The 19,711-nt window shown below is 42.6% G+C and carries 13 protein-coding genes; 5 read left to right on the forward strand and 8 right to left on the reverse strand.

The window, feature by feature from the left end:
* Positions 1-41: 41 nt before the first annotated feature.
* Together KZ793_RS08265 and udp are read right to left on the reverse strand one after the other, a co-directional pair.
* Positions 42-824, reverse strand: coding sequence for a tyrosine-protein phosphatase (locus KZ793_RS08265; RefSeq protein ID WP_225814916.1), 783 nt, complete (start codon positions 822-824; stop codon positions 42-44).
* A 94-nt stretch (positions 825-918) separates the two neighbouring features.
* Positions 919-1,674 carry a uridine phosphorylase gene (gene udp, locus KZ793_RS08270; RefSeq protein ID WP_225814917.1) on the reverse strand — a complete coding sequence of 252 codons (756 nt, stop codon included), beginning with the start codon at positions 1,672-1,674 and terminating at the stop codon, positions 919-921.
* A gap of 679 nt (positions 1,675-2,353) precedes the next feature.
* Between udp and pcp the strand changes: the two genes are divergently transcribed.
* The gene (gene pcp / locus KZ793_RS08275; RefSeq protein WP_225814918.1) at positions 2,354-3,010 is read left to right on the forward strand and encodes a pyroglutamyl-peptidase I; all 657 of its coding nucleotides are present in this window, start codon (positions 2,354-2,356) and stop codon (positions 3,008-3,010) included.
* A 243-nt stretch (positions 3,011-3,253) separates the two neighbouring features.
* On the opposite strand, the gene KZ793_RS08280 is transcribed toward pcp, so the two are convergent.
* Together KZ793_RS08280 and metE are read right to left on the reverse strand one after the other, a co-directional pair.
* Entirely contained in the window at positions 3,254-4,087 is an 834-nt protein-coding gene (locus KZ793_RS08280) for an intradiol ring-cleavage dioxygenase (RefSeq protein WP_225814919.1), read from the reverse strand.
* A 243-nt stretch (positions 4,088-4,330) separates the two neighbouring features.
* On the reverse strand, positions 4,331-6,607 hold the full coding sequence (gene metE, locus KZ793_RS08285; RefSeq protein WP_225814920.1) for a 5-methyltetrahydropteroyltriglutamate--homocysteine S-methyltransferase: 2,277 nt from the start codon (positions 6,605-6,607) through the stop codon (positions 4,331-4,333).
* A 108-nt stretch (positions 6,608-6,715) separates the two neighbouring features.
* On the opposite strand from metE, the gene metR reads away from it, so the two are divergent.
* On the forward strand, positions 6,716-7,672 hold the full coding sequence (metR, locus tag KZ793_RS08290; protein ID WP_225814921.1) for an HTH-type transcriptional regulator MetR: 957 nt from the start codon (positions 6,716-6,718) through the stop codon (positions 7,670-7,672).
* A gap of 203 nt (positions 7,673-7,875) precedes the next feature.
* Here the strand turns inward: metR and KZ793_RS08295 are convergent, their stop codons facing one another.
* The 4 genes from KZ793_RS08295 to KZ793_RS08310 form a co-directional block, all read right to left on the reverse strand.
* On the reverse strand, positions 7,876-9,525 hold the full coding sequence (locus tag KZ793_RS08295) for a Na+/H+ antiporter (RefSeq protein WP_225814922.1): 1,650 nt from the start codon (positions 9,523-9,525) through the stop codon (positions 7,876-7,878).
* Between the two features lie 273 nt (positions 9,526-9,798).
* Positions 9,799-11,145, reverse strand: a complete 1,347-nt coding sequence (locus KZ793_RS08300; RefSeq protein WP_225815067.1) for an NCS2 family permease — start codon at positions 11,143-11,145, stop codon at positions 9,799-9,801.
* A 315-nt stretch (positions 11,146-11,460) separates the two neighbouring features.
* Complete coding sequence (locus KZ793_RS08305; RefSeq protein ID WP_225814923.1) at positions 11,461-12,633, reverse strand: MFS transporter; 1,173 nt, start codon at positions 12,631-12,633, stop codon at positions 11,461-11,463.
* Between the two features lie 108 nt (positions 12,634-12,741).
* Complete coding sequence (locus tag KZ793_RS08310; RefSeq protein WP_225814924.1) at positions 12,742-13,494, reverse strand: sulfite exporter TauE/SafE family protein; 753 nt, start codon at positions 13,492-13,494, stop codon at positions 12,742-12,744.
* A gap of 2,268 nt (positions 13,495-15,762) precedes the next feature.
* Here KZ793_RS08310 and fecI point away from each other — a divergent pair.
* The 3 genes from fecI (at position 15,763) to fecA (ending at position 19,697) form a co-directional block, all read left to right on the forward strand.
* Positions 15,763-16,284, forward strand: a complete 522-nt coding sequence (fecI, locus tag KZ793_RS08315; RefSeq protein ID WP_225814925.1) for a ferric citrate uptake sigma factor FecI — start codon at positions 15,763-15,765, stop codon at positions 16,282-16,284.
* 1 nt (position 16,285) lies between these two features.
* The gene (gene fecR, locus KZ793_RS08320) at positions 16,286-17,251 is read left to right on the forward strand and encodes a ferric citrate uptake sigma factor regulator FecR (protein ID WP_225814926.1); all 966 of its coding nucleotides are present in this window, start codon (positions 16,286-16,288) and stop codon (positions 17,249-17,251) included.
* Between the two features lie 85 nt (positions 17,252-17,336).
* Positions 17,337-19,697, forward strand: a complete 2,361-nt coding sequence (gene fecA / locus KZ793_RS08325; protein ID WP_225814927.1) for a TonB-dependent Fe(3+) dicitrate receptor FecA — start codon at positions 17,337-17,339, stop codon at positions 19,695-19,697.
* The last annotated feature ends 14 nt before the right edge of the window (positions 19,698-19,711 follow it).

Below are 19,711 nucleotides of genomic sequence, written 5' to 3' on the forward strand. Positions count from 1 at the left end.
AATTTAACCACCGCTGCATTAACCAGAATTAAACCAACTTTTTATTCAAGGAAATAACCTTGTAATTTCTTACGAGCAGAAAAATCAAGGCCAAGATCTTTTTCCAGCCATATATCTACACTGCCATAATGTTGGTTAATACTGTTTAATGCCGTCATTAAAAACTCTTCTCTCACGGAATAAACATAAGCGAATTTATCAACTACATCATCACTCATGGTTTTCGCATGCTCATTTAATAAATATTCACGGTAAGGAGCCAGAGTAAAGTGAGTTACTAAATAATCTTCCATTACCGTATTCAAATCAGCCCCCAGAGCAAACAATACCAGCGCAGAACCTACACCGGTTCTGTCTTTACCTACCGCACAATGCTGGACTATCCCACCTTTTTCCGGTTGTTGCAGTAATTTAACTAATGTCTTATAGGCTGAATTTTTCAGAGGCAGTAATGCATAAAGACGGAACATAAATGTTTGCGGATCAAATTGTTCCAACATATCTGATGTCAACTTCTCCAGATTCGCATTCACTTCCTCAGATAATGGATTGGCCGGGGCATGATGATAATTAGCGCCATTCCATACCAAATCGGGCTTATCCGCTATTTCACTGGTATCACGATAATCTATGATTTGAAAGAGATTTCTATTTTCCAGGAAAGATTGGTCTTTTTCTGTTAAGCGATCCAGAGAACCTGAGCGGAAAAGTAAACCTGATTTGATTTTTCCACCATTCGCTACTTTTTTACCGCCTAAATCACGAAAATTAATCCCTCCATTGAGGGGAAGTACTGATGGGTGCAATAAAGATGTTGTGATCATGATGACTTTTAATGAGTTGTTAGGTATTAAAACATTAACAGATTTCTCTTTAAAATAAGAGTGAGCCGGAATACTCCGGCCCAAAAAGTATGATTTACAACAAACGGCGAGCAGCTTCTACGACAATCCCCAATGCGTTACTTTCTGTTTTCTCAAGTAATTCAACATTAGGAATCTCCTGCTGAGTACGGTTAACAATGACACCAGCAACCATACCCGCACGTAGCCCTTGGCTTGTACACATTGTTAATAAAGTTGCCGATTCCATTTCATAATTCATGACGCCCATCGCCTGCCATTCAGCCATTGAGCCTTTGAAACGGCTCACAACCCGGCCAGAATAGGTATCGTAACGCTCCTGACCGGGATAAAAAGTATCGGAAGAGGCCGTTATCCCCACATGTACCGTTGCACCCAAATCTTTTGCTGCTTCGTACAAAGCAGTCGTACATTCAAAATCAGCAACCGCCGGGAATTCCATCGGAGCAAAATGCAGGCTGGCACCATCCAAACGAACAGCAGCGGTAGTCACCAACACATCACCAACATTGATATTTTCCTGAATTGCACCTGTTGTACCGATACGCAAAAAAGTACGCACCCCCAATTGCGCTAATTCTTCAACAGCAATAGAGGTTGACGGGCCACCAATACCCGTAGAGCACACAATGACAGCCTTACCATCAATTTCTGCCCGCCATGACGTAAATTCACGTAAAGAAGCAAGATGAACCGGGTTATCCATCAATCTTGCGATTTTTTCCACACGTTTCGGATCACCCGGAACAATAGCTAAAGTTGCGCCTTGCAGGTCGCTTTTGGTCAGACCTAAGTGAAATACATCAGACATATCAGACTCCTCAGCAAGAAAATTTATAATGAAATTAGTTGAGATCTACTGTACTGAGCATTTAGACATCTTTTAGTGATAAATGTCACTTCAAAGTAATATAAAAAAGAAAAACGTACATTATTTTGAGACATAAATCACAAAATAACCATGAGACGATAAAGAAACAGGGCATTTTCTTCCGTCCATAAACTAACTTGAATGAGCTCATATTATGGAAAAAACTATCCATTGTTTAGTTATATTTATATTTCAAACATACCGAGAAAAATATATCACGGATTATCTCATCGAAATATTTTTTCCCTGAGAGTTAATAAGGGCTAATATCCATCCCATCACAAAGAAAAATTTATCGTTTCATAACCCGGTCATAAAACAAAATATTTCCAATAAACTATCAACTGAACCAAATATAAATCACCGTCGCTATTAAAATACTCTCCTAACATTTATAAATCAACAACGCAATAAGTTGGACTATTTTTAAAATAACTTTTTCTTATGATTAACATATTAAAAAATTAACTGTATTTTTCTTGCTTATTTACCAACATATTACAATTATATTTTCAACAAAAATAAAACAATTACCAAATATAAATATCACAGTTATCCTTTTATAGGATGCATATTGTTTAGATATATTAGACTCTTTCCACCATATAGGGCACTATCTATGATGACACAAAAAACAGTTTTAATTACAGGTTTCGAGCCTTTCGACAAAGAAAAGATTAATCCATCGTGGGAAGCAGCTAAGCAATTACAGGGGCGAGAATTATGTGGGGCCCGCATTGAAGCGCGTCAGCTTCCATGTGTGTTCGACGTCTCTCTGGCTTGTCTGTATGCTGCTATTGATGATGTACAGCCTGATCTGGTCATTGCCGTAGGACAAGCAGGCGGTAGACCAAATATTACCGTGGAACGCGTGGCAATTAATATCAATGATGCTAGCATTCCTGATAATCAAGGCAATCAGCCTATCAATACCCCCATAGTCGCAACAGGCCCTGCCGCTTACTTCGCCACGTTACCGATCAATGCAATAGTTAAGGGTTTGCGTGACGCCGGAGTCCCTGCCTCCATTTCACAAACCGCAGGCACCTTCGTCTGTAATCATGTCATGTATGGCTTGTTGCATCATTTGGCATACACCAATCCTGAAATACGCGGTGGATTTATCCATATTCCTTATCTACCTGAGCAAGCAGTTCGGTATCCAGGTACTCCGAGTATGACCCTGGAAACAGTTATAACAGCGCTGGAAATTGCTATTGATGAAGCATTAAAAAACAGTGAAGATATCGCCATTCATGGAGGCGCAACTCATTAATTTGACATTCTGTTTGCGAGGCTGAAAGTTTTTCTCTGAGAAAATGACAGGCACAGAAAATATGATCTACTGATAATATCCATCAAACAGTAAAGATAATCCTCTCTGTGCCTGCACAATATCCGTATGTAAATATCAAGTACTGATACTTTATTAAATTATTAATCAGCATACCATTTACATAGGTTACTTTATAATTCAGACTGTTATTACATTGAAGTTTAGTTTATTCAACAAAACCGGTCATACCGTATGGGAATATAAATCATCTTTAGTTATGAAATTAGATATATTTTCCAAGTCTATCGATAGAATTATTTCACCCAGTATCCCACGGTTAATATCAGATTCGTCTATTTTTGTTACTTTTATTTCTGAAAGATGACCACTCATATTTTTAAAATATTCATCCTCATGATTTTTGGTTCGGATTACCCTCCGTTTTGAATACAGATCATACTTATAAACCTCTGTATTGATCTCTTCTGGAAAATACATTTGACCTACAAAAGCAAAGTGCTCTTTGTCAGTCACATCTGTGCTCAATTTTCTGATTCCAATATGAATATGAGTCGCTCTACCAGCATAAAACCCAGGATAAATAGTCGTAAAATTCACTATCCCATTCTTATCCGATGGTTGAGCTCCTCTTAGAAAATTTTTATCATCAGTTCTATTGCTAGAACCTATTCCAGCAACATTAGGTACTATATCGGGGCTGATATAACTCCAACCAGAATATTTTCCCCGACTATTACAATGCCAAATATCAACAAATAAATTATCAACCGGTTTACATGTTTTTTTATCCATGACAGTAATTTTCAATAAAAAAGGTATTCCTACTTCTGAATCGGTAATATCCCTTCTTACAATTTTGTCATTTCGGAAATACGGCCCTGATATCTGCTCTGGCGCAAGCGTACATACGCCTATTCCATGTTGTGGGGATAACTTTGCCTCCGCACGAGCTAAACTCATCGGAGCAAGTGCCGCAGTCGCCGTAATAGCAGCACTGCTTTTTAAAAAATTTCTTCGAGAGCTACTTTTCTTACCTTGCAAATTATTAACATCCATATAATCCTCTCTTTAATTATTAAGTTTCTATTACAATGCTTCCATCTTGTTAATACCCCAGTTATTTTGTTAATAAAATATACTTTTTCAAATACCAATATGGCATATATAAGTTACTAAAAGTTTGGTAATAGAAAAGATCCCAGCTAAGCCGTATCACAATGCGCTACTGCAAAAAAAAAAGATTATTTTATGAAAAATGCCCATCACCAATTAATGGTGACAGGCAAATTGCTGGATTAATTATTTCACTGATTCGCGGAGGCGTTTCGCCGCTTGTACCATGTTTGCCAGTGACTGGCGAGTTTCAGTCCAACCACGGGTTTTCAAGCCACAATCCGGGTTAACCCACAAACGTTCAACCGGAATACGATCAGCCGCTTTACGTAATAGTGCTTCAATCCATTCAATACTGGGTACGTTAGGTGAATGAATATCATAAACACCTGGCCCGATCTCATTCGGATAAGAGAAGTTTTCGAATGAATCCAACAGCTCCATATCTGAACGGGAAGTCTCAATAGTAATCACGTCCGCATCTAATGCTGCAATGGAAGGCATAATGTCATTGAACTCGCAATAACACATATGAGTGTGAATCTGCGTGTCATCTTTAGCAATTGCAGCATTCAATTTAAATGCTTCTACCGCCCAATCAAGATAGGACTGCCACTCTTCCCGGCGCAGTGGTAAACCTTCCCGCAATGCTGGCTCATCAATCTGAATGATACCAATGCCCGCTTCTTGCAAATCGTCCACTTCATCACGCAGTGCCAATGCAATCTGCTTAGCAATCGTCTCACGGCTGACATCTTCCCTTGGGAATGACCAACAGAGAATTGTCACCGGCCCAGTTAACATCCCTTTGACAGGTTTCTCCGTCAGCGATTGAGCATATTTAGCCCATTCTACAGTGATAGCTTCAGGACGGCTGACATCACCAATAATCACTGGTGGCTTAACGCAGCGAGATCCATAGCTCTGAACCCAGCCATTCTGCGTAAAGACAAAACCGTCGAGGTGTTCACCGAAATACTCCACCATGTCGTTACGTTCAGCTTCGCCATGCACCAATACATCTAATCCTAAACGTTCTTGTTCGTTAATTGCCTGCTTAATATGTTCACAGATATTAGTACGATAGCTGGCACCATCCACCCGACCTTTTTTGAAATCCAAACGCAAGCCACGAATTTCCGTCGTTTGCGGGAACGATCCAATTGTTGTTGTCGGCCACAATGGCAAGTTATAGCGCTGACGCTGTATTTCCGCACGCTGTGGGTATGGCTGATTACGCTCACTGTCCTGTGGATTAATTGCGGCAAGGCGCTCAGTAACAGCCTGATTATTCACCCGTTTAGATTCACGACGAGCACGGATTGGCGCACTATAAGCATCCAACTCTGCTTGTTTACCGCCTTCTGGCTGATTCAATCCCGCAGCCAGCAGGGATAACTCTTCACATTTCTGCAATGCGAACGCAAACCAGCTTTTCACCTCTGCATCAAGCGCAGTCTCATCATTCAGATCGATAGGGCTATGCAGAAGAGAACAGGAAGAACCGATCCACAGTGTACGGTTATCTACCAATGGCTTAATCAACTGATATTTAGTCGTTAAATCAGCACGCCACACATTACGACCATTAATCACACCAAGGGAAAGCACCCACTCTTTCGGCAATGACTCATTCAGTTGCGCGATATCATCCTGACCAGCAACCAGATCCACATGTAGCCCTTGTACCGGCAAGGATTTGATCGTTTCTAGGTTGTGACCAACGCTATCAAAATAGGTAGTCAACAATAAGTTAGCCTGCCCCTGTAGTGCCTGATAAGCAACCGGATAAGCTGCCAACCACTCTGCTGGCAGTTCCAGTACCAACGCAGGTTCATCAATCTGAACCCATTCGATACCACGTCTAGCTAACTCAGCCAATACTTGCTGATAAACAGGAAGAATATCTTTCAATAAAGAGAGACGATCAAATACCTGACCTTTCACTTTACCCAACCACAGGTAAGTTACCGGCCCCAGTAAAACGGGTTTTACTTGATGACCCAGAGCCAACGCTTCATCCACTTCTTCTAGTAACTGAGTCCAACTCAGCTTAAATTCCTGCCCTTGCTGAAATTCTGGCACGATATAATGGTAGTTAGTATTAAACCATTTAGTCATTTCTGCGGCAGCAGCAGGTTCACCCGTCGGAGCACGACCACGAGCAATACGGAACAGTGTATCCAGATCAATCGTGCCATCTGGATTCTGGTGACGCGGTGGCACATTACCGAGTAGTAAACTGGTCGTCAGAACATGATCATACCAAGCGAAATCACCAACTGGCACTAAATCAACACCAGCCTGCTTCTGTTGCTCCCAGTGACGGGCACGTAACTCACGCCCAGTTTCCAATAATTCTTGCTGAGAAATTTTCCCTGCCCAATAGTTTTCCTGAGCCTTTTTGAGTTCTCTTTTCAAACCGATACGTGGAAAGCCAAGTGTGTGATTAATAATCGTCATTTCATTATCCCGTCATTTTTAGCCGTCTAGATGTTTACACATCCATAATCAACAGGTAAGGTATAAACCACAAGCGCAATTTATTCATTATCACCTTGAAGGTTTCTCATGATCGAAATAAAACATCTAAAAACATTACAATCATTGAGTCATTGCGGTTCATTAGCGGCAGCAGCCAATCATCTGCATCAAACACAATCCGCTTTGTCTCATCAGTTCAGCGATCTTGAACATCGCCTTGGCTTCCGGTTGTTCATTCGTAAAAGTCAACCGCTTCGTTTCACGCCACAGGGTGAAGTTTTATTACGACTAGCAGAACAAGTTCTCCCTCTGGTTCAAAATGCACTGCGCGAATGTAAAGAGCCGGGCCAAACAAATCTGCGTATCGCTATTGAATGCCATAGCTGTATTCAATGGCTGACACCTGCACTCAAGCATTTCCGAGAAACCTGGCCACAAGTCAATGTGGATTTCAAATCCGGCGTCACTTTTGATCCACAACCTGCACTACAGCAACGAGAATTGGATGTCGTTTTGACATCAGATATTCTCCCTGAAAGTCATTTGCACTACACACCGCTATTTGATTATGAGGTCAAGCTGGTTGTTGCTCCGGATCATCCTCTGGCCAATAAACTGCACATCCAGCCAAAAGATTTAATTAATGAAACATTGATGATCTACCCCGTTCAACGTCAGCGATTCGATATCTGGCGGCGTTTCTTGCAACCAGCGGGCGTTGTCCCTACGTTGAAAAATGTGGATAACACCCTATTACTGATTCAAATGGTCGCTGCCCGCATGGGAATCGCAGCTCTGCCACATTGGGTTGTTGAGACATTTGAAAGGCAAGAGTTAGTGGTGACTAAAACACTGGGAGAAGGTTTATGGAGCAGGCTGTACGCTGCCGTTCGTGAAGGCGAACAGTACCAGCCTGAGACTGACGCATTTATCCATTCCGCACGCCAACACGCAATGGATAATCTGCCATTCGTAAAAGGAATTTCAAAAGTAAGCGTCGATACCCCTAGAACAACTCAGCAACCCAACTCCCCTCAATGGTAAATTTATCAGCCATTCTACCGGAACCAACATATTATTCATCATTGCCAAGAGGTTCCGGTATCTACGGCAGGAAAACCAATACCACCAACCAGACACGAGCAAACACCACAAATCAGCTATCAACCTGATAGGCAAGATATTCACCAATCAGGCTGAATAAAGTGGCTCACAAGATTGTCGTGACAACCAACAAATATAGGAGATCAGTGCTCTTTCTGTACCAATAAAGCTTCCAGTAAATCCAAATCATGCAGCAAGGTTTGAAGTGTCTCATTACTGATTTTTCTGGTTGCACGCAGATGATACAACTCACCGCGCTCTGCCCTTAATGCAGTCAGACGAAAACGACGTTCCAAATCTTCCACTAGCAGGTTATGTTCTATCTCATCCTGCCCCACAGTACGGCGACGCAAATAGCCAATTACCCTAGAAGCAACTTCAGTAATCACCTCAGCATCCAACTGCTCTTCGGGGCTAGCAGAAAGACGCTCTTCCATCTTATTCATACTAACAATCGCCACTTCCGCCATAGCTGCCCGTGCCATTCTGACTTCACTGATATCTGCCTCCTTATCGGAAGTTTGCATTCCCCGTAACAGGAATGGCAAAGAGAGAACTCCAATTAACAACGAGAACAGGATGACCCCTGCGGCAATAAAGATAAGCTGATAACGTGCCGGGAATGGCGTACCATCCGCCAGAAACAGAGGAACAGACAGTGCACCAGCAAGGGTGATTGCACCACGAACTCCGGCAAAAGATGCCAGCCACAATTCACGGGTGGTATAAGTCGCAAAATTCAGTGGATTTTTCTTCATAAAGACTTTGCTGATATTCTTCATCAGCCACAACCAACAGAAACGCAATAGCAGAAGCGCCCCATAAATCACTGCGACTGCGGCAAACAACATCCAGGTTTCAACGGTTGGATCAAGTTCTGCCTGTATAACGGAAGTTTGCCAGATCCCCGGTAGTTGCAGGCCCAACATGATAAACACCAGGCCGTTAAACACGAACGCCAGCATTGACCAGACACTATCAGCACGCAAACGCATTGCCAACGGAGCATTACGGATGACCCCAGATTTACTGATCGTCATACCCGCGGCAACTGAGGCAAGGATACCGGAAACACCAATATGTTCTGCAATCAGATAAGAGGCAAATGGCAACAGCAACATGAAAACAATTTGGGTTGCCGGATCGCCACCGCTCCAACGATTCATTAAGCGCAGGGATTTACTATACAGCCAGGTTACTGCAATACCGGATAACAAACCGCCTATAGCAACTTTGAAGAATTCTATGGTCATGCCAGTAACAGAAAATGCCATCGTTCCCATTGCTATCGCTACAGCGAACTTTAAGGCTACCAGGCCGGAAGCATCATTCATTAACGCTTCCCCTTCCATCACATTCATCATGCGCTTAGGCATACGCCTTTTTCCAACAATGGATGATAAAGCCACCGCATCTGTTGGCGATAACACAGCAGCAAGGGCAAAAGCAGCAATTAACGGAATACCTGGCATCAGCCAGTAAATCAGATAACCAATACCGACAACAGTCACCAGCACCAATACCAGCATCAGTATAAAAATTTCCCGTCCGTACTGGAAAAACTCTCTGGTTGGCATTTTCCAGCCGTCAACGAATAACAAAGGAGGGATTAGCAGAACGAGAAACAGCTCAGGATTGAAAGTAACATGTAAACCAAAGTGCGGCCAGGCCAGCAATGCTCCCATAGCAATTTGCATTAACGGCAAAGGTATGCGGAACGGAATCACTTTAGTCAGAACACCAGAAACTGAAACCACCAAAATCAAGATCAGAATAGTAAAGAATATTTCCATGTTGCCCTTACAATTTACCTAAGAACCGTTGGTATACAGATTGAAACTCTTTTTCTTCCCGTTAACACAAAAACAGTGAGAATAAATCTTAATACTAAAGTAACTGAATCAATCGAAAAAGGTAGATACACGCGGAGCCGTATCCGAAAGAATTGCAGGAATATTGTAAACTAATCAGATAAATAGAGGGGGAAATAATTAAGAATTTAAAAGTAATCGCAAGAAATAGCAAAGTGCGCAGGGGTGAACAGACCTTACGCACTTTTTAATCAATCAAATAGCCCAATCACCAGCATAAAATGCTACTAAAACGATCGTAATTATCACTGTACCGATATTCAATTGGCGCCATTCACCGGAACAGATACGACCAACAACCAGAGAACTGAAACCCAACATAATGCCGGTTACAATATTGCAAGTCAGAACAATAAAGACCGCGCAAAGCATACCGGACATCGCCCCAACAAAATCATTAAAATCCAGTTTCCTGACATTACTCAGCATCAGCAGACCAACATACATCAGCGCCGGCGCAGTGGCATACGCCGGTACAAGATATGAAAGTGGAGAAAAGAACAAAATCAACAGGAACAGGATACCGACCACTGTTGCGGTTAAACCTGTTTTACCGCCTGCGGCGGTACCCGCGGCTGATTCGATATATACCGCAGCCGGAGAAGCACCAATAGCACCGGCAAAAATACTACTGACAGAATCGGCAGTCAGCGCTTTACCGCCGTTAATAATCTGTCCACCTTTATCCAACAGGTTCCCTTGCCCTGCTACCGCACGGATGGTACCGGTCGCATCAAACACCGCGGTCATTACTAACGCCAACACACTAGGTAACACAATTGGCTGCAAAGCCCCCATAATATCCATACTAAAAATCAGGGACAGACCATCATCTCCCAGACTCGGTACCTTAAAGAACCCTTGATATTTCACCGCCGGATCAAAAATCAGCCCAATAACAGAAATCACCACGATTACTAGCAACACACCGCCGGGGACTTTCAATTTTTCCAAGCCAAAAATAACAGCCAGCCCAAGCAGAGTCATCATAACCGGAAAAGAGGTGAACGAACCCAAAGCAACAGGCAAACCTTCCAGTGGGTTCTTAATGACCAGACCAACACCGTTTGACGCAATCAGTAACAAAAACAGCCCAATACCAATCCCTGCACCATGCGCAATGCCCATGGGTATATTGCGTAAAATCCAAGAACGAATACCGGTCACAGAAATCACTGTAAACAAACACCCCATCAGAAATACCGCACCGAGTGCAACCGGAATAGTAATTTGCTGTCCTAAAACCAAACTAAAAGCGGTAAATGCAGTCAACGAAATTGCACAACCAATTGCCATTGGCAAGTTCACCCACAGCCCCATTAACAAAGAACCAAAACCGGCAACCAAACAAGTCGCAATAAAGACAGCCGCATGGGGAAACCCTGCCTGCCCTAACATCCCCGGTACAACAATGACTGAATAAACCATCGCCAAGAAAGTTGTGAGCCCTGCCAGAATTTCACGGCGTACGGTTGTGCCACGTTCAGTCAATTTAAAATACTTGTCCAGTTTGCATTTAACTGGTGCCTGAGTGCCAGACATGTCATTCCCCTGCATTATGTTCATGGTACTTCTTCCACTTCCTAATCAAACGAAAACGATTACCTCGCTTAATAACACAACACTTAATGAATATTGCACCAATCGGTTCAACAAATCATAAAAGCAATCGTTTGGCTTTTAGAATAGAAAACAGTGAGAGAATTTGAGGCGAAAGATTATCCAGTGATCATAGTGTCGAAATCAATAGCTAACAGTATTATTTAGCTAACGACTTGAAAATAAATAAGACTTACTCAGTGCTGACTGCTATTCACAGCCAGCTTCTACGCCTGTAACACTCTCCGGCTGAACACCTCAGCCGTTCTCACTCTGTAGATTAAACCGATCCATTGTTGAAATCAGAAACAGTGCTGCAATGATGACAAGTAGAATAGGTAAACCTGATGGCGTCACTGAACTCGCTATACCGGCAAGCAGTGGCCCAAACAAACTCCCAATACCCCACAACATAGCCGCCGCCGCATTAGCCACTATCAGATCATTTCCTGAAAAATACTGACCAATTTGGACCAATGCAATGGTGTAGACAGCCCCCGCAGTTGCCCCTAAAGCAATCAACAGAGGCCAGATAAAATACTGATGTGCCATCGCAAATGGTAATAACGCACTTGCTCCGAGCGTTGCTACACCACAAATCTGGTATAAACGCATACGATTCATATGATCCGCCAGCCAACCAAACGGGAGCTGCATCACTGCATCACCAGCAAGAACGACACTTATCATCAGTGCAGCTACCACTTCGGCATACCCACAACTCATTCCGTAGATGGGTAACATAGACAGAATGGTCCCGTCGAAAAAGGAAAAAAATAGCACACCACCACAGATCGCCGGCGCAATCTTCACAAATTGAACAATAGAGAAATTGGATTTCTTACTGTGTTGCGGCAACCTATCGCCTTTCTTCTGATCTACCATGACAAAAAGCACCAGTGAAAAGATATGGATCAGAGTACAAATCAGTATCGGCGTTTTATCTGCAATACCATAAAAAGCAATGATAGAAGGGCCAAGCAACTGACTGATAGTAAAAACTGTTGTATAAACAGCCAGTACCCTGCCTCGTTTATTCTCTTCAGAGAGTTCATTAATCCAGGTTTCACCTAGACAGATCATTAACCCGTTAGCAACACCAGTAACTAGACGCAGAGGAAAAAGCAACTCCATCGGCAACGAACCCAAAAGTGGGAGCAAACTGCCAGCAGAAACCCCTGTTGCAATCATCATGACGTGTTTCTTGCCTACCAGAGCTACAATTTTCTGGACTACCGGAGCACTCAAAAGAACCCCTAATGCCGGAGCGGCAGAAATTAAACCAATATACAACTCATCAATACCTTGGCTATTCAAGCGTAACGCTATCATTGGGATAGTCAAACCAATGACAATGCCAATAACAGCGACACTTGTGGTAATAGTAAAAATGGCAAAAAAATTATTATTTCTATAATCACGACTATTCATTTTATTTGTGCCTATCCAGCAAAAATAAAGAGAATAAATACGAAACAAAATGAAAACAACAAATTAATGATATTATATTAAATATATTAATTATGATTAGTTACTATTTTAAAGAGCAAATATATAACGAAATATCAGCATTAACCCCGAAGCCAGCACAATAATATTGATAAACTTCAAAAATATTTCCCTGGAGATTTTCAGTGTCACCTGGCGGCCAAAATAGATTCCCAACAACATGGCTGGAATAAATACCAGTATTAATAACAAAAATGAAGTATCCAGATAAATACCCATGACAACAAAAATAATCACTCTTGTCAGGGTACTGAAACCAACTAAAGTCGTCTGAGTAATCCTGAAAATTTCCTTATCTGATATCCGCCCGGTTAGATAAATTGCATAAAGAAAGCCCCCACTACCAAATAGTGCACTGAAAATACCTCCACTCAGGCCAAATGGAATAGCGGCTTTAGCAGGGAATTGGCGGTAGGTTTTACTGAAAAATAGCGAATAAATTGAATAGAAAACAACAAATAACCCCAACACCAGAACTAAAACATCAGGTCGAGCCATCAATAAAATGGCAGCGCCAATCAAGCTACCGGCAATCATTAACGGAACAATTAACTTGATCTCACTAAACTCTGATTTCTTGCCATCTCTGGTAATATTAATCACTGCGGCAGTCAGATCTATCAAAGCTAATAAAGGGACAATTTTCGCTACCGGAATATAAAGTGCCAAAATCGGGCTAGCAATAAGAGCAGAACCAAACCCTGCCATACCAAAAATCAGATAAGCAAAGAAAACGGCAAAAATGCAAATAAACAGATCAGGCCATGCAAGTACATGTAACATTTCTATTTCCCTGAAAATAGTTTTCAAACTAAAGTGATCGTTTTCCCAATACTAATAGTTTTTACTATCACTTGTCAGGCCAATCTACAAAAAATGGGATACACCAATTAAAGATACACTTAATGTACACATGATGCTGGTATGGCCCTGATGGAAAAATAACTAACTGAAATTATAAGTAATTGTAAATATTTACTAAGCAATAAATGATCTACCGTATGTTGGGAGCATATGACGGTATTGGTAAGACGAAAACGATACCCCCAATAAATCGGAGGACGCTCTTGAAAAGAATGGTATTTCGCTGGATTGGATTAATATTGTCATTAATACCATTCATACAACGATGGTGAAAGGTCTAACGGACTAACGGATTAACGGATTAACGGATTAACGGATTAACGGATTAACGGATTAACGGATTAACGGATTAATATTTTAATTTATCTTTTTACCTGAAAACATATTCAAACTGATTTTCATTTCTCCTTTTCCACTGATAGTTTTATAATTGACAGGTTTTAAACTATTATTAAAAGCCATTTTTTCAACCATTGATTTTAATCAGTATAAAGTTTTAACAGTTTTTTACCACTTTTGACATATGCTTTTTATATTAATATTAATCATCATGGAATATCGTACTTTACGTTTACCAATGTAAATTACACCCTTTTTTATCTTTACCGACACTATTTTATCGGTAATTTAAAGCTGTTTTTATAGATCCATAACCCTTTACTTTTCCACATAAATTAACCAATAAATAGCTTGATGATATAAAGATCCCCATTTGTATCTTTTCGGATAATCACCTCTTTTTCAAATTTTAAATCTTGCTAAATTAACCGTTTTATCTTTTTTTATCACATCATTTATTGCGGCTTTTTTCATAAAATAACAGCGAGAAAATACTTTAATATTATCCGGTTCGGATAATATTATTTTACGTGCTAGTTTCTTTTTAACTCTTTGTTAATGGATTTAGATTAAATGCCATCAACCATTACCATAAGTGAAATTTATTTATAAAAAAACCATTAAATAAAAAATCACTATATTTACGTTTTTAAATAGCCATAGCAGGTTAGTTAAATATAAAATAACCGAAGAATAACATCGCCGATAAATGCATTAAACATGGTAGTAAATAGGCCGTTTTTAGTCACTATATGACTTTTAAAAACTGGCATTAATGGAGCACCTGTTTTTATAACTCTTAGCTGATTAATCACCGATAAAAATGAACGTGTTATCACCCCCAAATTAATATGCAGGTAAAAATAAATGGTGAACCACGTTAATAAAGATGATAAACCTATAAATTAATTTTAATTCCGATGGTTTTCTTTTCTTGTTTTTAATTAAAAATTCGTTTAATAAATGATTTTTATTAAGTATCTTATGTAAATATAATAGTTTTTTCCATCTCCCTCCTTTCATTTAAACCTTCCAATTTCATTAAATTAGTCCTTAGTTTTTTCTGTATTTAATTTTTTTAGGTTTAAAACCAGAAAGGATAACAGGCATGCTAATGGTATTAAAATCAACACCTAATGCGGTTAAATATTTTGATATAACATCGTATTCTTATCATTGGGTTAACACTGTTATTTTATCACTTTGGTTAATCAATTTAAAACCCGTTTTCTCCGATGTTTTCTCTTTCAATGTTAATATAGCATCAGATTTTTCACCCGCTTTAAAAAATCCTTAATCACTTCTTTTTACCTTTGATGATTTAAGTCTTTACCTATTTACTCATGATACACTTGCTTCTTTTCCCAGATTCTAAAACCACACTGATAGACAAAAACGGCTTTCTTAATACTTACTTTTGCCAAGTTCAGGATAAGGCATATTTACTTTTATTTAATGAGTGAAAGTTTCTGTAATCTTTTACTTTTAGATAGTACAAAAAACGATAAACCACATGGCCTAACCTTAGCAAATCGGGATCTGTGGAGTAAGTAAAAAGCGCTCTTTAGGTTAATTGGCTCGGTATATAAATCCACTTTCTGGGTCAGTCGTACCGACTTTCACCTTTCTCTACCGTTCTTTTATGACTGACTTCAGGTTTTTTTCCGGCCATAGCTCACTCTTCATTGACCACTTTCTCCAACATCTTAAGGAAACAGAGATAGGTCCCCCAGCTACACCTACTTGAGTCACATCAACATGAAATAAAAAACCTTCGGAATGATTGTAATGATAACCATTCTCACATTAATATAATACCGTGATTATTAACTTTTGATATTATAGGTTATGTCTGACCACATTGTTGTTTCCGCTGAGCTGACGCTTGAATCGCTTTACGGCGCTCATCATGGCTGGCTGAAAAACTGGCTCACGCGCAAACTGCAATCGTCCTTTGACGCCGACGACGTAGCACAGGATACCTTCCTGCGTGTGATGGCCGGCGACTCGCTACAAGCCATTCGCGACCAAAAATCCTTCCTCTGCACTATTGCCAAAAGGGTGATGATCGATCTGTTTCGCCGAAACGCGCTGGAAAAGGCATATCTGGAACTGCTCGCACAACAGCCCAAAACACTTATGCCTTCGCCGGAAATCCGTCAGTGTCAACTTGAGACACTCCAGCAAATCGACCAGATGATCGATGGTCTGAGCAGCAAAACGCGCCAAGCGTTTTTACTGTCTCAGCTTGAAAATCTAACTTACAGCGACATTGCTTCACGCCTCAATGTGTCCGTCAGCTCCGTGAAAAAATATATGGCCAAAGCCACCGAGCACTGCCTGCTGTTTCGCCTGGAGCATGGACTCTAATATGAACACCATGTTGACCAATTCTCGTCTCCAGGCATTAAAATCAGCATCACACTGGTATGCAATACTGAGTAGTGATCAAGTAAGTCCGCTGCAAACTGAAAAATGGCAGCGCTGGTACGAACAGCATCAGGATCATCAGTGGGCGTGGCAGCAAGTGGAAAATCTGCGTAACCAGATGCTTGTCGTGCCAGGCAACGTGGCAAGCCACACACTCCAGGAAACTCACCTGTCACGACGCAGGATGATGAAAGGCATACTGTTGCTACTAGGCGTTGGCGGTGGCTGGCAACTGTGGTGTTCGGAAGTGGGAGAGGGTCTGCGGGCCAATTACCATACTGCTAAAGGGGATATTCAGCATCATCGACTGAGCGACGGCACACTGCTTACACTCAATACCGACAGTGCTGTAGATGTCCATTTTGGCCCTCAGCAACGTCTGGTACATCTCTGGTACGGCGAAATTGCCATCACTACCGGGCATGATGCCGGAGCAAAACTGTTGCGTGTACAAACCCGCCATGCACAACTGACCGCACTCGGTACCCAATTTACGGTTCGTCAGGAAGCCAACACCACGCTACTTAGCGTTCAGCAGCATGCCGTAGAGGTGATACTGACCGGTGCAGACCGCAAATGTATTGTGTGTCAGGGTGAAAGCCTAAGATTCAACGCCACCGATTTTGGCGAACTGACCGCGGCAACCGCCGAAGACAACGCGTGGACGCAGGGTATACTAAGCTTCAGCGATAAGCCACTGAGTGAAGTAATAGCAACCCTCGCCCGCTATCGCAACGGCGTATTACGCTGCGACCCGACTGTCGCCTCATTACGCTTAAGCGGAACTTTCCCGACGAAAAATACCGATACGGTATTAACTGTCATAGAGAAAACACTTCCCGTTAAAATTCAATATATTACCCGTTACTGGGTGAATGTTCTTCCCATGGAAAAATCGTTAACGTAAAAAATAATCATTTTCGATTGTCCTTTTTTATTTCTTCGTTCGACTTCATAAGTGAATACAGCAACAAAATGATTTTGGAGACGTCATGATGCCTTTACATGCACAGCCACTACGCACGCTTCACAAAGCAACACCGCTAGTAATGGCGATTCGTTTGAGCTTGTTACCAGTGGCTTGCCTAACCTCAGGGATAACCTATGCTGCGGTAGAGCCAGCCAGCGCACACTATGACATTAATGCGGGCGAACTGGATAAAGTTCTCAATCAGTATTCCACCCACGCCGGTATTATCCTTGCGGTAGATGCCAGCTTAACGCGCGGCAAACAGAGTAGCGGTCTACACGGCAATTACGCCACCACCGATGGACTGAACACCTTACTGGTCGGTACTGATTTGCAGGCGAAAATGTTGGGTGATAACACGTTCACACTCGAACCCGCCCCTGTTGCGCAGAAAGACGTGCTGACCGTGGTAGGCGACTGGCTAGGCAATGCGCGTGAAGCTGACGTGTTTGAACATGCAGGCGCACGTGATGTCATCCGCCGGGAAGATTTTGCTAAAACAGGCGCAACCACAATGCGTGAAGTGCTGAACCGCATTCCCGGCGTCAACGCACCAGAAAACAACGGTACCGGCAGCCACGATCTGGCGATGAACTTTGGCATTCGTGGCCTGAACCCACGTCTCGCCAGCCGCTCTACGGTTCTGATGGACGGCGTTCCAGTACCCTTCGCGCCTTATGGACAGCCACAGCTATCATTAGCGCCAGTATCTCTCGGCAACATGGACGCAATAGACGTGGTACGCGGCGGCGGCGCTGTGCGCTACGGGCCACAAAGTGTAGGTGGCGTGGTGAATTTCGTGACCCGCGCTATCCCGCAAGATTTTGGTATTGAGACCAGTGTGGAAGGACAACTTAGTCCCACATCCTCCCAAAATAATCCAAAAGAAACCCATAATTTCATGATTGGCGGTACGACAGATAACGGTTTCGGCACGGCACTTCTCTACTCCGGCACACGTGGTGGCGACTGGCGCGAGCACAGCGCCACGCGCATTGACGACATGATACTCAAAAGCCGCTACGCACCTAATGAAATACACACTTTCAACAGCCTACTGCAATATTACGATGGCAGTGCGGATATGCCCGGGGGCCTTTCACGCGCCGATTACGATGCCAATCGCTGGCAATCCACTCGCCCATATGACCGCTTCTGGGGTCGCCGTCAGCTTGCAAGCCTCAGTTATCAGTATCAGCCCGACCAGCAACACAAATTCAATATTCAGGGCTTATATACCCGTACCTTGCGCAGCGGCTATCTTGAGCAGGGCAAGCGCATTACCCTTTCCCCACGCGAATATTGGGTGCGCAGCATCGAACCGCGCTATAGCCAGCTCATCAATTTAGGGCCTTCGGCCCACGAGGTAGGGATTGGCTACCGTTATGTAAATGAAACCAGTCACGAAATGCGTTACTACACCGCCACCAGCAGCGGCGAATTACCCAGCACGTCGAGCCCTTATGATCGTAATACCCGCTCCGGCACCGAAGCACATGCTTGGTATATTGACGACCGCATTGATATCGGCAACTGGACCATCACGCCTGGGATACGATTCGAACATATCAAATCCTTCCAAAACAACAATGTAAAAGGCACCCGCCAAGAAGTAAGCTACGATGCACCGTTGCCTGCACTCAATGTTCTTTATCACATTAATGATAGCTGGAATCTTTACGCCAATACGGAAGGCTCGTTCGGTACCGTACAGTACAGCCAAATTGGCAAGGCGGTGAAAAGCGGCAATGTAGAACCTGAAAAGGCGCGAACCTGGGAAGTCGGAACTCGCTACGACGACGGCGCATTGACTGCGGAAATGGGGCTGTTCCTGATTAACTTCAACAATCAGTACGACTCCAACCAGACTAACGATACTGTTACGGCACGTGGGAAAACCCGACACACCGGGTTAGAAACTCAGGCACGTTACGATCTTTCCGAACTTACGCCCAATCTGGAGAACGTTTCGGTTTACGCCAGCTACACGTATGTGAACGCGGAGATTCGTGAAGAAGGCAACACCTACGGGAATCAAGTGCCGTTCTCGCCGAAACATAAAGGTACATTTGGCATAGATTACAAACCGGGCAACTGGACCTTCAACCTCAACAGCGCATCCCAATCCAGCCAGTTTGCTGATAACGCTAATACCGTGCAGGAAAGCGCCAATGGAAGCAACGGTCGCATTCCGGGCTTTATGCTGTGGGATACGTGCGTGGCGTATGACTTCGGTCCACAAATGGCCAATCTGAGTCTGGCCTTTGGGGTGAAAAACATTTTCGACCACGAGTATTACACCCGTTCCTATGATGATAATAACAAAGGCATCTACGCCGGGCAGCCACGCACATTCTATATGCAGGGTTCGCTAAAGTTCTGATGTTAGATTAATCC

The organism is Photorhabdus antumapuensis, from assembly GCF_020387775.1.
In the GTDB taxonomy this organism is placed as follows: Bacteria; Pseudomonadota; Gammaproteobacteria; order Enterobacterales; family Enterobacteriaceae; genus Photorhabdus; species Photorhabdus antumapuensis.

Coding starts and splice junctions, on each gene's coding strand:
- KZ793_RS08265 (WP_225814916.1), bottom strand. CDS start 824: ATGATCACAACATCTTTATTGCACCCATCAGTACTTCCCCTCAATGGA.
- udp (WP_225814917.1), bottom strand. CDS start 1,674: ATGTCTGATGTATTTCACTTAGGTCTGACCAAAAGCGACCTGCAAGGC.
- pcp (WP_225814918.1), top strand. CDS start 2,354: ATGATGACACAAAAAACAGTTTTAATTACAGGTTTCGAGCCTTTCGAC.
- KZ793_RS08280 (WP_225814919.1), bottom strand. CDS start 4,087: ATGGATGTTAATAATTTGCAAGGTAAGAAAAGTAGCTCTCGAAGAAAT.
- metE (WP_225814920.1), bottom strand. CDS start 6,607: ATGACGATTATTAATCACACACTTGGCTTTCCACGTATCGGTTTGAAA.
- metR (WP_225814921.1), top strand. CDS start 6,716: ATGATCGAAATAAAACATCTAAAAACATTACAATCATTGAGTCATTGC.
- KZ793_RS08295 (WP_225814922.1), bottom strand. CDS start 9,525: ATGGAAATATTCTTTACTATTCTGATCTTGATTTTGGTGGTTTCAGTT.
- KZ793_RS08300 (WP_225815067.1), bottom strand. CDS start 11,145: ATGTCTGGCACTCAGGCACCAGTTAAATGCAAACTGGACAAGTATTTT.
- KZ793_RS08305 (WP_225814923.1), bottom strand. CDS start 12,633: ATGAATAGTCGTGATTATAGAAATAATAATTTTTTTGCCATTTTTACT.
- KZ793_RS08310 (WP_225814924.1), bottom strand. CDS start 13,494: ATGTTACATGTACTTGCATGGCCTGATCTGTTTATTTGCATTTTTGCC.
- fecI (WP_225814925.1), top strand. CDS start 15,763: ATGTCTGACCACATTGTTGTTTCCGCTGAGCTGACGCTTGAATCGCTT.
- fecR (WP_225814926.1), top strand. CDS start 16,286: ATGAACACCATGTTGACCAATTCTCGTCTCCAGGCATTAAAATCAGCA.
- fecA (WP_225814927.1), top strand. CDS start 17,337: ATGATGCCTTTACATGCACAGCCACTACGCACGCTTCACAAAGCAACA.